Origin of the sequence: Anaeromicropila herbilytica (genome assembly GCF_016591975.1) — a bacterium.
GTDB lineage: Bacteria > Bacillota > Clostridia > Lachnospirales > Lachnospiraceae > Anaeromicropila > Anaeromicropila herbilytica.
Genome location: NZ_AP024169.1, coordinates 2463433 through 2476167, shown reverse-complemented (window position 1 = coordinate 2476167; position 12735 = coordinate 2463433). Strand labels below are relative to the sequence as shown.

At 32.2% G+C, this 12735-nt stretch carries 16 protein-coding genes; 14 read left to right on the top strand and 2 right to left on the bottom strand.

Annotation, left to right across the window (positions count from 1 at the left end):
• Nucleotides 1–10 precede the first annotated feature (10 nt).
• The 9 genes from bsdtb5_RS10435 to bsdtb5_RS10395 all read left to right on the top strand — a co-directional run bounded on the left by bsdtb5_RS10435 (nucleotide 11) and on the right by bsdtb5_RS10395 (nucleotide 4973).
• Entirely contained in the window at nucleotides 11–514 is a 504-nt protein-coding gene (locus bsdtb5_RS10435) for a GreA/GreB family elongation factor (protein WP_271715955.1), read from the top strand.
• 24 nt (nucleotides 515–538) lie between these two features.
• A complete protein-coding gene (locus bsdtb5_RS10430) occupies nucleotides 539–991 on the top strand; it encodes a GNAT family N-acetyltransferase (RefSeq protein WP_271715954.1) in 453 nt (150 codons plus the stop codon).
• Nucleotides 992–1110: 119 nt separating this feature from the next.
• Nucleotides 1111–1965: an AAA family ATPase gene (locus bsdtb5_RS10425; RefSeq protein ID WP_271715953.1), complete on the top strand. Its 855-nt coding sequence runs from the start codon at nucleotides 1111–1113 to the stop codon at nucleotides 1963–1965.
• 60 nt (nucleotides 1966–2025) lie between these two features.
• The gene (locus bsdtb5_RS10420; RefSeq protein WP_271715952.1) at nucleotides 2026–2172 is read left to right on the top strand and encodes a hypothetical protein; all 147 of its coding nucleotides are present in this window, start codon (nucleotides 2026–2028) and stop codon (nucleotides 2170–2172) included.
• Nucleotides 2173–2296: 124 nt separating this feature from the next.
• The gene (locus bsdtb5_RS10415) at nucleotides 2297–3049 is read left to right on the top strand and encodes a class I SAM-dependent methyltransferase (protein WP_271715951.1); all 753 of its coding nucleotides are present in this window, start codon (nucleotides 2297–2299) and stop codon (nucleotides 3047–3049) included.
• A 43-nt stretch (nucleotides 3050–3092) separates the two neighbouring features.
• Entirely contained in the window at nucleotides 3093–3758 is a 666-nt protein-coding gene (locus tag bsdtb5_RS10410) for a TrmH family RNA methyltransferase (protein ID WP_271715950.1), read from the top strand.
• Complete coding sequence (locus bsdtb5_RS10405) at nucleotides 3755–3928, top strand: TrmH family RNA methyltransferase (protein WP_271715949.1); 174 nt, start codon at nucleotides 3755–3757, stop codon at nucleotides 3926–3928. Before bsdtb5_RS10410 ends, bsdtb5_RS10405 begins: the two co-directional genes overlap by 4 nt.
• An 84-nt stretch (nucleotides 3929–4012) precedes the next feature.
• On the top strand, nucleotides 4013–4183 hold the full coding sequence (locus bsdtb5_RS10400) for a hypothetical protein (RefSeq protein WP_271715948.1): 171 nt from the start codon (nucleotides 4013–4015) through the stop codon (nucleotides 4181–4183).
• A gap of 85 nt (nucleotides 4184–4268) precedes the next feature.
• Nucleotides 4269–4973 (top strand): hypothetical protein, encoded by a 705-nt coding sequence (locus bsdtb5_RS10395; RefSeq protein WP_271715947.1) that lies wholly within the window; start codon nucleotides 4269–4271, stop codon nucleotides 4971–4973.
• Nucleotides 4974–5274: 301 nt separating this feature from the next.
• On the opposite strand, the gene bsdtb5_RS10390 is transcribed toward bsdtb5_RS10395, so the two are convergent.
• A complete protein-coding gene (locus tag bsdtb5_RS10390; RefSeq protein WP_271713201.1) occupies nucleotides 5275–6450 on the bottom strand; it encodes an ISL3 family transposase in 1176 nt (391 codons plus the stop codon).
• Between the two features lie 324 nt (nucleotides 6451–6774).
• Nucleotides 6775–8061, bottom strand: coding sequence for a group II intron reverse transcriptase/maturase (ltrA, locus tag bsdtb5_RS10385; RefSeq protein ID WP_271715946.1), 1287 nt, complete (start codon nucleotides 8059–8061; stop codon nucleotides 6775–6777).
• 572 nt (nucleotides 8062–8633) lie between these two features.
• Between ltrA and bsdtb5_RS10380 the strand changes: the two genes are divergently transcribed.
• The 5 genes from bsdtb5_RS10380 to bsdtb5_RS10360 all read left to right on the top strand — a co-directional run bounded on the left by bsdtb5_RS10380 (nucleotide 8634) and on the right by bsdtb5_RS10360 (nucleotide 12512).
• Nucleotides 8634–9212, top strand: a complete 579-nt coding sequence (locus bsdtb5_RS10380) for a methyltransferase family protein (RefSeq protein WP_271715945.1) — start codon at nucleotides 8634–8636, stop codon at nucleotides 9210–9212.
• A gap of 13 nt (nucleotides 9213–9225) precedes the next feature.
• On the top strand, nucleotides 9226–9849 hold the full coding sequence (locus bsdtb5_RS10375) for a class I SAM-dependent methyltransferase (protein WP_271715944.1): 624 nt from the start codon (nucleotides 9226–9228) through the stop codon (nucleotides 9847–9849).
• Between the two features lie 113 nt (nucleotides 9850–9962).
• Nucleotides 9963–10322, top strand: coding sequence for an ArsR/SmtB family transcription factor (locus bsdtb5_RS10370; RefSeq protein ID WP_271715943.1), 360 nt, complete (start codon nucleotides 9963–9965; stop codon nucleotides 10320–10322).
• Nucleotides 10323–10593: 271 nt separating this feature from the next.
• Nucleotides 10594–11370 (top strand): polysaccharide deacetylase family protein, encoded by a 777-nt coding sequence (locus tag bsdtb5_RS10365; protein ID WP_271715942.1) that lies wholly within the window; start codon nucleotides 10594–10596, stop codon nucleotides 11368–11370.
• Nucleotides 11371–11750: 380 nt separating this feature from the next.
• Complete coding sequence (locus tag bsdtb5_RS10360) at nucleotides 11751–12512, top strand: endonuclease/exonuclease/phosphatase family protein (protein ID WP_271715941.1); 762 nt, start codon at nucleotides 11751–11753, stop codon at nucleotides 12510–12512.
• Nucleotides 12513–12735 lie beyond the last annotated feature (223 nt).

Sequence of the window (12735 nt, the reverse complement as noted above, 5' to 3'; positions counted from 1 at the left end):
GGTAAATTACATGTATGATAAAGTAACAGAAAAAGATATCAAGAGAATGGAAGAAGAAATCGAATATCGTAAACTTGTAGTTCGTAAAAAAGCGATTGAAGATGTTCAAGAAGCGAGAGCTCATGGAGACCTAAGTGAGAATTTTGAATATAAAGCAGCGAAACAATTCAAGAATCAGAATGATAGTAGAATTAGGTACTTAGAGAGAATGATAAAAACAGCAAAGATTATATCCGAAGATTCTAACATTGACGAAGTTGGATTAAATAATGTAGTGACCGTCTACCTACCTGAGGAGGACGAAGAAGAGACTTATAAGATAGTAACTACCGTTCGAGCTAACACTCTAAAATCTATGATTAGTATTGATTCCCCTCTAGGAAAGGCTTTATTACATCATAAGGTAGATGATAAGATTAGTGTTCAGATCAATGATACTTATTCTTATGATGTAATTATTCGAAAGATTGAAAAATTAGAGGATGATGGAACGGATCAGTTGAGAAAGTTCTAAATATATTTGTGAGGAGGAGTATCTATGAGAAATAGCATGAATATTGAAATTAGAGAATGTAATATAGAGGATGCTCGTTATATTTATGAATTAAATCGAGATGAGATGGAATATGATTATCCTTTCGAACAGACAATAGACAAGTTAGAACGCATATTAAGCAGTAAGAACGATAAAGTCTTTGTTGCAATTATTCAAGATATCGTAGTTGGATATGTACATGCTAATGATTACGATGTTATCTATACACCACATATGAAAAATATTATGGGGATTGCAGTCTCTAGTAAGTATAAGGGAAATGGTATAGGGAAAGCATTGCTAACAGAAGTTGAAAATTGGGCAAAAGAAACGGGCGCTTATGGTATTCGTTTAGTTTCTGGAGAAGAAAGAAGCGGTGCTCATGAATTTTATCGACACTGTGGTTACATAGAAAATAAGCGACAAATAAATTTTAAGAAAATAGTTAAAAATTGATATACCAGTTTTATGATACATAACGATAGTATTGAGATATATGGAAAATAGATAATATTGTCTAGAATATAGAGAGGAGAGTATGATATTTATCTTTAACAAATATCATCTGAGAACAAATGATTTATCTAAATTATTTCAAATTTCCTACTGCTGATATGGAATTTGACTATTTACTAAAAGTACAAAGAACATGTTATGATTCATTTTATCCTTTTAAAGTAATATCCAAACATGGTCTTGAAAGAATTGACTTTGAGCCAATTACTATCCTGTATGGAGGGAATGGTTCAGGGAAATCAACAGCTTTAAATATCATTGCGGAAAAGTTAGAACTTAAACGAGATTCTATATTTAATAAGTCAAATTTCTACCCTGACTATGTAGATATGTGTAAGTTAGAACTTGAAAACAATATTCCTGGCAATAGCAGAATTATTACTAGTGATGATGTATTTGACTATATGTTAAATATACGAAACCTGAATGAAGGAATTGACGAAAAAAGAGAAGATATATTTAAAGAATATTTGGATGCTAAGTATTCACATTTTCAGTTAAAATCGGTATCCGATTACGACCAATTAAAGAAAGTAAATAGATCAAGAAGTATGACACAATCACGATTTGTGCGAAATGAGCTGATAGACAACGTAAGGGAATATTCAAATGGTGAGAGCGCATTCAAATATTTCACTGAAAAAATGGAGGAAGATGGCCTATATATACTAGATGAGCCAGAGAATAGTTTATCTCCAAAACGCCAGATTGAATTGAAGCATTTTATTGACGAGTCAGTCAGGTATTTTGGATGTCAATTTATTATATCAACACATTCTCCATTTCTGCTAGCCATGCAAGGTGCAAAAATATATGATCTTGATGAAGATCCTGTTGATTTGAAGAGATGGACAGAGTTGGAAAATGTACGTACTTACTATGATTTTTTTAAATCATATGAGGATGAATTTTGAGAATGATATGCGAATAGCACCTACATATAAGCGATTAACAAATAAAGAGATCGTGATTCGATGATAGAAATTCAATTAAATGAAAACTTAATTATATATAAAGAAGGAGATGCCCTTTTCCCGCGGCATCTCCTTCTTTTGATGTTAATAACATTGAGGTCAATAATAATTGATTTGAAAAATACAAAATATATTGATGGTAAATAATAGAATAACATTTGAATATCTGTAAATATGAGGGTATAATCTTTATAGGCTTATGCCAAATGATTACAATTAATTAAAGTGGATATCTAAATAAACATTTCAACATTATTAAGGAGAGCTAATTATGGATTTGAGAATGGTTTTTGATAGAATACCAGAAGAATTTGATAAATGGAGACCTCACTATTGTGATGAGCTTTTTGCTGATGTAATAGAATACTCAAAGCTTACATCAGACAGTACAGCACTTGAAATTGGCCCTGGAACAGGCCAAGCCACCGAACCAGTTTTAAAAACAGGCTGTTCATACTTAGCAATTGAACTGGGTGAACATCTTGCTTCGTATACTAAGAATAAATTTTGTACATATGACAATTTTCATTTAGTAAATGCAGACTTTGAAACCTATGACTTTGCACAAAATAGATTTGATTTGGTATACTCAGCAGCGACCATTCAGTGGATACCGGAGGAAATAGGCTTCCCAAAAGTATATGAGCTCTTAAAAGAAGGTGGAACATTTGCAATGATGATGACTCATACTGATGAAAGAAGCTCAAACGAAGCTTTGTATTCGAAGCTGCAAGAGGTGTATGATAAATACTTTATTACAGAAAACAAATACTCATGCAAGTTGAACTACAGTAACGTTGTAAATTATGGATTTATTGACTTCGAATGTAGAGAATATCACCAAATAAGAGAATTTACTGCAGATGAGTATGTTTCCTACATTGGAACACATTGCACTCATATCACGTTAGAAGAACCTTATAAATCATTATTTTATAATGGAATTAGAGACACTATATTAAGCTTTGGTAATAAAATTACCCTCAATGATACAATTGTTCTATATTTAGCTAGAAAGCAATAACATCATAACTACACAAAAAAGGCACTAACGAAAGGTAAACATTATGAGAACAGAGAAAGTATTGACTAGAAATGCTACATATCAGAAATTTGAAGTGTTAAAAACCAATAGAAATAAACGTTATAAATATCAAGAATTTCTTGTTGAAGGAGTTCGTAATATCAATGAGGCAATCAAAAATGGTTGGAAGATTAGTTCTTTTCTTTACACTAATAAGAAAAATCTATCTGACTGGGCGAAAGGAATTATTAGTAATACCCCAACCGAACTTAACTATGAACTAGATGAAGATCTAATGAAAGAACTTAGTGGTAAAGAAGATACCTCAGAAATAATGGCAATTATCCGAATGCGAGATGATGACTTAAACGCTTTAACCTTTTCAAAAAATCCTATAATAGCATTATTTGATAGAGCTTCCAATAAAGGAAATCTAGGAACAATCATCCGTTCTTGCGATGCGCTTGGAGTGGAGTGTCTTATTATAACAGGACATGCAGTAGATTTATATGATCCTGATGTGGTAGTTTCATCTATGGGCTCATTCTTCAATATGCAAGTTGTTAGAGTTCCTGAAAATGGGAAAATATTAGATTTTATTGCGGATATGAAAAAGCGCTATCCAACATTTCAAACTATTGGAACTACCGCACATAAAGAGCATCCTATCTTTAATCTAGATCTGTTTCATTACCAATCTTATTCATGATTGGTAATGAAACAGATGGTTTATGTAATACATTTAAAGATTCTTGTGACATTTTAACAACCATTCCGATGGTTGAAACCTCCTATGCGTCATCGTTTAACGTAGGATGTGCAGCAACCGTAATGTTTTATGAGGCAATGAAACAAAGATATCAATATTTAGAAGTATAGAAATATCCATGCAAAGATTATATAAAATACATAGAAAGATTACCAACCCTTTTTATAAAAATATGATGAAATGGAGAAACTCTCATGATTGGAATATGCCCGAATTGTGGTAATTATGAATGGAATAAGGAAGTATCAGAGGATAAGAAATATATCCAATGTCAACAATGTGGACATCAATGGAGCTATAAAGCAATGCCTCTTTTTATCTTGACTGGATGTTTCACTTTTGAATATTTATGTATCACCCCATAGAAACAACTATAAGTTTATGATACAATCGTAATGCATCAAACTATACTTTAATAAATCAAAGATATCATTATTTAGGAGATAAAACATGGAATATAAGTTTACACCAAACGATAATTATGAAGATTTTGCAAGTGGAAGAGTCCTATATCATGTAGGTGGAGCACCTACTTTTCCTGTAAGACTAACCTTAGAAATATATGAACGATGTCTACAATATTCCAATAAGAAAACAGATATATCACTTTACGATTGTTGTTGTGGCGGAGCCTATATGTTAACAATATTAGGATTATTAAAAGGTAATACCATATCAAGACTATATGGAAGCGATATCGATTCAGGTAGTATTAAATTGGCGAAAGATAATCTAAGCCTTTTAACAACGACTGGTATCCAAAAACGAAGAGATGAATTAACTACACTTTATGATACATACAAGAAAGATTCTCACAGTCAAGCATTACAAAGCATTGACAGGATAGAGAAACTATTATCTAAAGAGATAAATACAAGTATATTCCATCAGAATATACTTGAGCTTTCTGACCTTCCCTTCATTCCTGATATAATAATCACTGATGTACCTTATGGAAATCTAGTAGAATGGGGTGACGGCAATAGTGATATTAATCAAATGATGGATGCCATATCTAAAGTATGCAGTCCAGAAACAATTATTTGTGTTTGTATGGATAAAAAGCAAAAGATACAAACCGACACCGACATCTATCAAAGACTAGAAAAACAATCGATTGGTAAGAGAAAGTTTGAGATCTATAAGTTAAAGTAGGAGATCTAATAATTAATTTTGATTATGTGAGAGCAGTGGGAGATAATTTAATGGCGCTTACTTTACCACCAATGTTTATATCATTTGGAACGAAATAAACTATATTAATATACGATAAAATATGATAAAAGGTTGGGAATAATAGTTCCTAGCCTTTTTAATTTGGCTCTTTGTCAAGTGTTGGGGTGCGAGGTGCATTGCACCCGCACTAACATTGACAATAGAGCTATTTTTATGACTAGGTTCTATAATAGATGTTTTTTTGCATGACAAATAAGCCTCTTGAAAACCGACCATTTTTTTACATAGAACTGTGAATGATACGTGTACGAAATCTTTCAAAATTACGTACACCATAAGAACTTCTTTTTAGTACTTTGATTTTATTATTAAATCCTTCCGTAGGCCCATTTGTATATCCATACTTAAAAGCATTAAGTATATACTCAGACCAACGTCTATATGTTTTTGCACAAGCTTCAAATTCGTGTAATCCAGAACTTTCAGCATTCTTTACCCATTCCCAAAATTCAGTTCTTTGATATGTATAGCTGTTACTCTGACATATTTCATAGAACCATTCTTTTAACTTGTGAGCTAGTCGTAAATCATCACTGTATAGTAGCATTAAATCACAGGCTTTTTTGTTTTCGTCTTTTAATTTAGAATATCGAGTCAGTATAAGTTTTCTACTTCGTTTATAGTACTTTCTAAGAGTTGGTGTCATGGATGCTTGTAAACGTTTACGAACACTTTCAATTGCCCAAGAAACCTGACGGATGTAATGATATTTATCTACGATGATTGTAGCATTAGGAAAGAATGTTTTGGCAAGATCAATATAAGGTTGCCACATATCAGAAATAAAAAATTTAACACGATACCTTTCGTCCCGACTGCAAGATTTAAAATAATCAATAAGATGAGACTGAGTACGATCCGGTAAAACATCAAGAATACATTTTTTCTTTGCATCTACCAGAATACATTGATATTTGGAATTACCAGCATTCCCTTTAAATTCATCAATTGAAATACATTGAGGAATAGGTGGTTTATCATACGAGAGTGTGTCAAGAATACGTGTTACAGTATTCGTAGAGACATTAGTTTGTGAAGCAACATATTTAATACTGTTGGTTGAACGAAGCAATTCAACAATCTTATAGGATAGTCGTGTTGTACGTTGCTGATATTTAGCGATAAAGCTATATTTCTCATAAAAACGTTTGCCACAGGAACACACATATCTTCGTTTCCTCAACATTAAATAAGCATTTGATAACTGAAAAGGTAAGTCTTTAATTTTCTGCCAACGATAATCGTGTATTTTAGAAGTTTCAGCTCCACAACAAGGGCAATTTTGAGGTTTGGGATTGGTTTCAATCTTGATAATAATCCCCTCTAGTGTGTGTTGCACACTTTTTAATTTTACACCTTCTAAATTTAAAAGATTTTTGTTACAATTAGATTGCATCTATATAAAATACCTCCTTTAAAATGTTTACTTTGGTCGGTTTGCATGTTAAGAGGCTTTATATAGATGTATTTTAATATAAAAACAAAAATGTTGGAAGTGTTTTTAACACACCCCAACATTTATTATAGAACCTTTAATTTATAAAAATTGCTTGAAGTTCCTATAAATTAAAAGCAATAACTGATATTGGAATATTCTTCTTGACAATATTAAGTCACTTTGGTAAAGTAGGCGGGTGAATTTTCACCCGCCCCTTATCAAACCGTACGTGAAGTTCTCCTTCATACGGCTTTCCGACATTCTTCTTTCTACAGCATTACGTCATACAGACATTTTTCGCAACCCTTTATCGTATATGATAGTTCTGACTTTTCCCACCTGTGACAAATAACTCCGTTTCTGATGTTTCTTGTTGTACCATCTTGTAAAAGTACAAATGATGTACCAGTCCAGTGCCTGCATCCACTTGCCATCTGTTTTAGTCTGATAGTAGTTCCTCCATCCAATGATTTTAAGATTCATTGCTTTTATCAAATCTTCCTCGTTTACTACCAGTAGACTTCTGCTATTAATATTTGACTTTATGACTGATTTCATCTTTTTCATGGCTTTCCTACTTGGGTACTGGAATGTTTCATTAAATGTTCCACCACTTCTTGTTTCCGATATCATTCTTCTATGGTGTAGTCCAAGGAAATCAAATCCCTCTTTACCATCCCACATACAAACAACTTTCGTTTTTATTGGGTGTAACTTTAAATCCAATTTTCCCATGATATACTGTAACAGTGTTAGCGCATGGTTTGCACTTTTCTTGTTTTTACAGATGATTACTGTGTCGTCTGCGTATCTTACGAGTTTCCCATGGGTAAGTCCATACTTTTCCCATAAGCGGTCTAGTGTATTTAGATAGATGTTTGCTAAAAGCGGTGAAATGACCGAGCCTTGACTTGTGCCGAGTTCGCTGATTTCCAGTATGTTTCCATACAACACTCCCGCTTTCAACCATTGTTTAATCAGCTTTAGTATTCGTCTGTCTGATATTCTCTGTTCCACCAGTTTCATCAATTTATCTTGATTGACATTATCAAAGAACTTTTCAATATCGGCATCCACAACATAATAACCTTTGTTATTACATGCCTTTCTTACTACTTCAAGCGCCTGCTTTGCACTACGTTTCGGTCTGAATCCGTAGGAACAGTCCTGAAAGTCCGCTTCGAATACGGGCTCTATTGCTATTTTCGTAGCCATCTGTACAATTCTATCTTTGATTGTTGGTATTCCAAGTGGTCGTTGGCTTCCATCTGCTTTTGGTATCATAACCATTTTAACTGGGCTTGGATGATAGATTCCTTGTATCAGTTCTATCTGAATCTCATTCAGATATTTTTCTACCCCTATATTTCCTATATCCTCTATACTGATACCATCAATTCCACTAGAACCTTGGTTTGCTTTTACTCTTTTCCATGCTTCCAATAATACATCTTCTCGATATACTTTGTCATAAAGTGCATGAAATCTTCTGCTACTGCATTTCTTGGCTGTTAGATATAGTTTGTTTTGAAGTTGTCGTACTTTTTCTTTGGAGTTGTTAGTCGTCATGACATTCCCTCACACTTACCCTCTCTGCAAACTTGAATGAAGTAGGGTTCCTTTCCTAAATAATGTTTTGTTTCATTATCATTTTCGGTACTATAAACCCCTCCGACTCCCTCCTGCCATGATTACGATTTCACTTTCGCTTATACGCATCATTTTTTTACCTTTTGGTGACAGGTAGGGTCTCTCCAGTTCCGAACCACACTTTTCATACATACCGTTTCCTCTATACCGAGGGATTCCTCAGTGGTGCATCCCAGTATCTTCCCACTTTCCATGGTCTTCGCCCATATACCCGAGGCTCGACTTCCCTTTGTTCTCTTTTCAGAGACCTTTTTTAACGATACGGCAGAATTCACTTAATGTTGCGGTCTGCATGATTGCTCGCACTTCTTACGAAGTTACTTTACCCACTCGCTTAGCACCCTGCATTACTGCAACGCACCGAGTTTGGCTACACGGCTCACTGGCGATTACCGTGACCGGACTTACACCGGCTAGTGTGGTCCAGCTTCGCTGGACACACAATATAAAAATAGTTAAACAACTATTCAACTATTAAAAGGAGGGATAATATGATCCAAAGCATTGGACTTCTAGAAGTATTCCTATTTTATCTAGCATATTTTTTCAAACTCATTAATCAAAAGATGAGAGGCATTAAAACAAATCAATTAGGTAAAGGTAAGAAAGAGGCAAAAACTGTGATAGTTGAAAGCATTTTGAAATATTCAAGTGCTTTTATTGTAGTAGTTATATTAGCTAGTACACTACTTAACACTTCGTTTTTCTCTAATCAGATACTTCGAGCGTTAGGATTAGTAGTATTTGGTATAGGAACTTTCATTTTCATCATAGCCATGGTTACTATGAGAGATAGTTGGAGAGCAGGTATCCCTGAGAATGATAATACATTGATGGTTACATCTGGAATCTATAGAATATCAAGGAACCCCGCCTTTTTAGGTTTCGACTTGACTTACATAGGCGCCTGTTTAGCATTTGGTAATATCGTACTAATCATATTTGCGATATTCACACTAATAATGATGCATTTACAGATACTAGAAGAAGAGAAATTTTTAGAGACTACTTTCACAAATGAGTATCTTATTTATAAGAACAAAGTGAGTAGATATTTTTTATTTTTTTAAGGAGGAAAGTTTTATGAATAATTACGTATTGTATAAGGGAATGTCGAATATATATGATTTACTTGATGTAATATACTTTAGGAATAAAAATCGTAGTCCACGAACTTTAGTAAATAGTTATATCAATCAGCCAAATGCTAAGATACTGGATATATGCACAGGTACAGCATCTAATGCAATCGCCGTAGCAAGTAAAAATAGCGATGCAAGAATTATAGGAATTGATATATCCAAAGAAATGTTACAGATTGCAGATAAAAAAATTAAGATACAAGGCCTAAATAATATTAAATTATATAATATGGACGCTACAGAAACCAAATTCAAAGATAATACATTTGACGTAATCCTAATATCTTTGGTATTGCATGAAATATCAGAGGAACTTGCTGAAAAAATATTATTAGAAGCAAAACGTATTCTAAAGCCAGATGGCAAGTTATTGATCATAGAATGGGAGGAACCACAAAGTTTGTTAAACAAAACACTGTTTTTCCCTATAAGAAAATTAGAACCAAAAGGGTTTGAACAATTTTTAAAGCTTGATATGAAAAGTTATTTTGAAAGATTTGGGTTTAAAATATCCAGAATGAATCATGCTGATTATACCAAAGTTCTGTGTTTAAAAAAGCTATAGAATTATAGTTTGGAACTTATAGAATTCTATACAATCAATAGCGACTTTGGTGGAAATACTTTTATGAATTAAGATAAATAGTTATTCAATTTATAGAGAGAAGGTAAAAATAAATGAAAGATACGGATATTAACTATGATTGTGACGTTATTCATCCTGATATAGTTGAAAAGGTCAAAGTGGTTATGCCTGAAGAAAGTGAGCTGTATGATTTATCAGACTTTTTTAAAGTATTAGGTGATAGCACGAGAGTAAAGATCTTGTGGGCATTAGATGAAAGCGAAATGTGCGTATGTGATATCGCAGTATTATTAAATATGACTAAATCAGCTGTATCACATCAACTGAAATCATTGAGATCAGCAAATTTAGTTAAAAATAGAAAAGAAGGAAAAGTTGTATTCTACTCCTTAACAGATAATCACGTAAGAGAGATTGTAGAAATGGGACTGGAGCATATAAGAGAAAAATAAATCATGTTATCGATATGATAAATAGTGAGAGTGTGATTACAGCGTCTATCTATGCTCATTCATGAATTAATATCTTATGAATATTCTTATTAATATCATGAATATCTTTTTATTACATACACTTATATTATATTAATTATTAAAGGTGATTTTATTGTTTACCCTCCCAGAATCTAAAACCTGCATAAAATATATCTTTATCCTTATTATCTTTAGCTTATTATCTTTCAGTATTATAAAAGATTTAAATGGAATTTATGCAGTGACTTCAATGGAACAAGATACCATCTGTGTACCTATCGTTATGTATCATCATGTCAAGAATCACGGACTTGGTAAAGATGTCATAAGCCCTTATGAGTTTGAAAGTGATTTAAAATATCTATCCCAAAATAACTATCATACAATAACAATGACGGACTTGATTAATTATGTATATAATGGGGATCCACTGCCAGAAAATCCGATTATCCTGTCCTTTGATGATGGATATTGGAATACATATAAAAATGTATTTCCTTTGTTAAAGAAGTATAATATGAAAATTGTACTATCTATCATTGGTAAAAGTGTAGATGATTTCTCAAAAGTGAAAGAAGAAAACATTAATTATTCTCATATAACATGGGATGAAATTAAGGAAATGCAGCTGTCCGGACTGGCTGAAATTCAAAATCATTCTTATAATATGCATAAGATCAGTAACATAAGATATGGATGCGGTCAGAAACCAAACGAATCTCTATCAGACTATGAAAAAGTCTTAACTGATGATGTCATTACTTTTCATAATCACATGGAAGCGATGATAGAAACATCTCCAAATACATTTACATATCCATATGGAAAATACAATGACAATACTGATGCAATCCTAAAAAAATTAGGATATAAGGCAACTTTATCCTGCGGATATGGTGTTAATCTTATTAAAAGGGATCCTGATAGACTGTTTGGATTAAAAAGAATTTGCCGTTCCCATAATTATAATATGTGTAAATTATTAAAGGATGGAAGAGAGACTTTAAAATATATTAAGACGCAATAATAAGATTAATATTACAGTCTCTATTTTTATATTAGAGTAATAATAAAAATCAAGACAAATTAAATAATAAATGAATAATATAAACCATAAAACTTTAAAATCATTAAAATCTCTTTAACCACTGTGTTTAAAGGGATTTTTCATATGTTACATTATTGCATTTACTATATTGGTAATATAAGGTATAATTTGGAGTGATATAGTAACAACTATCTTATCATAATCCTTATATCCAATATCTACATTTAGCGAATAAGTGTGGATTTGAAAAGACCTATGAAGAAGACGAGTTATGGTGGCATTAAGATAAAGAACAGATAGAGCAATATCTTAAAAAATATAATTATATAAATTTATCTATATAAAGGATACCTACCGAAATGAGAATTGCTACATATAATATTTGGAATTCCGAAAGTGGAGTGCCAGCAAGAAATGAATACTTAATTAATGAAATTAAGAAAACATCAGCAGATATAATTTGCTTACAAGAAGTTAAGAATATCCAGCAAGCAAAATCAATTGCTCAACAAGTTCAATATAACTTTATGTTTTTCGATACCTATAATCATACGGATGAGGGACTATGCATTTTAAGTCAATTTCCATTTCATCAACAAGTATCTTTGCTAAGAACTATAAATATGATTTATAGTTCAGTATTAGTTGAAGAAAAAATAATTGGAATTGTTAATTTACATTTACCTTGGGATAGTACTATATCACGAGAGAAACAAATCGTTTCAACCATTTCTCAATTAGAAAAAGAAAAATGGGATTACACATTTATGATGGGAGATTTTAATTGTAGCGACAATTCCGATGTTCAAAGATATTTATTAGGAGAATGTACACTTTATAATTCAGAGGTTAATCCTTGCTTTTATGATTTAGCTGATACATATGCTGAAATAACAAATACAAAAGTAGAATCTACTCTTAATTTTAGAGAAAATCCCAGATTCCAAAAGAATTCTATAGAGAAGAATCAGCGCTTTGATAGGATTTTGTTAAGAAATCCATATCCCGTTGAATTTCCTGTATTAAATAATTGTTATGTGTGGGGTAAGCAGGTGTATGAAAATATTGCATTAGCAGCAAGTGACCATTATGGAATACTAATAGATATTAAATTTGATTAATGAATGTATATCTTGGTTATACATATTCAGGACTTGATAGAATGTTTTATTGATGTATATGTAATGAAAAATTTTTGGTGGTGGTAAAAATGTATTTATATCATTATTTTGATAAAACTATCGGGCCGTTTGTTAACTTGTCAGACTTGCCGATTGATGAGGCAAAATCTGTTCTTGAAACAATAAAATTAACAAAACCCAATTCCCAAAGTGCTCAAAGACA

What these genes read in the sequence shown, in the direction of transcription:
- bsdtb5_RS10435 (WP_271715955.1), top strand. Translation starts at nt 11, where the DNA reads ATGTATGATAAAGTAACAGAAAAAGATATCAAGAGAATGGAAGAAGAA.
- bsdtb5_RS10430 (WP_271715954.1), top strand. Translation starts at nt 539, where the DNA reads ATGAGAAATAGCATGAATATTGAAATTAGAGAATGTAATATAGAGGAT.
- bsdtb5_RS10425 (WP_271715953.1), top strand. Translation starts at nt 1,111, where the DNA reads ATGATTTATCTAAATTATTTCAAATTTCCTACTGCTGATATGGAATTT.
- bsdtb5_RS10420 (WP_271715952.1), top strand. Translation starts at nt 2,026, where the DNA reads ATGATAGAAATTCAATTAAATGAAAACTTAATTATATATAAAGAAGGA.
- bsdtb5_RS10415 (WP_271715951.1), top strand. Translation starts at nt 2,297, where the DNA reads ATGGATTTGAGAATGGTTTTTGATAGAATACCAGAAGAATTTGATAAA.
- bsdtb5_RS10410 (WP_271715950.1), top strand. Translation starts at nt 3,093, where the DNA reads ATGAGAACAGAGAAAGTATTGACTAGAAATGCTACATATCAGAAATTT.
- bsdtb5_RS10405 (WP_271715949.1), top strand. Translation starts at nt 3,755, where the DNA reads ATGATTGGTAATGAAACAGATGGTTTATGTAATACATTTAAAGATTCT.
- bsdtb5_RS10400 (WP_271715948.1), top strand. Translation starts at nt 4,013, where the DNA reads ATGATTGGAATATGCCCGAATTGTGGTAATTATGAATGGAATAAGGAA.
- bsdtb5_RS10395 (WP_271715947.1), top strand. Translation starts at nt 4,269, where the DNA reads ATGGAATATAAGTTTACACCAAACGATAATTATGAAGATTTTGCAAGT.
- bsdtb5_RS10390 (WP_271713201.1), bottom strand. Translation starts at nt 6,450, where the DNA reads ATGCAATCTAATTGTAACAAAAATCTTTTAAATTTAGAAGGTGTAAAA.
- ltrA (WP_271715946.1), bottom strand. Translation starts at nt 8,061, where the DNA reads ATGACGACTAACAACTCCAAAGAAAAAGTACGACAACTTCAAAACAAA.
- bsdtb5_RS10380 (WP_271715945.1), top strand. Translation starts at nt 8,634, where the DNA reads ATGATCCAAAGCATTGGACTTCTAGAAGTATTCCTATTTTATCTAGCA.
- bsdtb5_RS10375 (WP_271715944.1), top strand. Translation starts at nt 9,226, where the DNA reads ATGAATAATTACGTATTGTATAAGGGAATGTCGAATATATATGATTTA.
- bsdtb5_RS10370 (WP_271715943.1), top strand. Translation starts at nt 9,963, where the DNA reads ATGAAAGATACGGATATTAACTATGATTGTGACGTTATTCATCCTGAT.
- bsdtb5_RS10365 (WP_271715942.1), top strand. Translation starts at nt 10,594, where the DNA reads ATGGAACAAGATACCATCTGTGTACCTATCGTTATGTATCATCATGTC.
- bsdtb5_RS10360 (WP_271715941.1), top strand. Translation starts at nt 11,751, where the DNA reads ATGAGAATTGCTACATATAATATTTGGAATTCCGAAAGTGGAGTGCCA.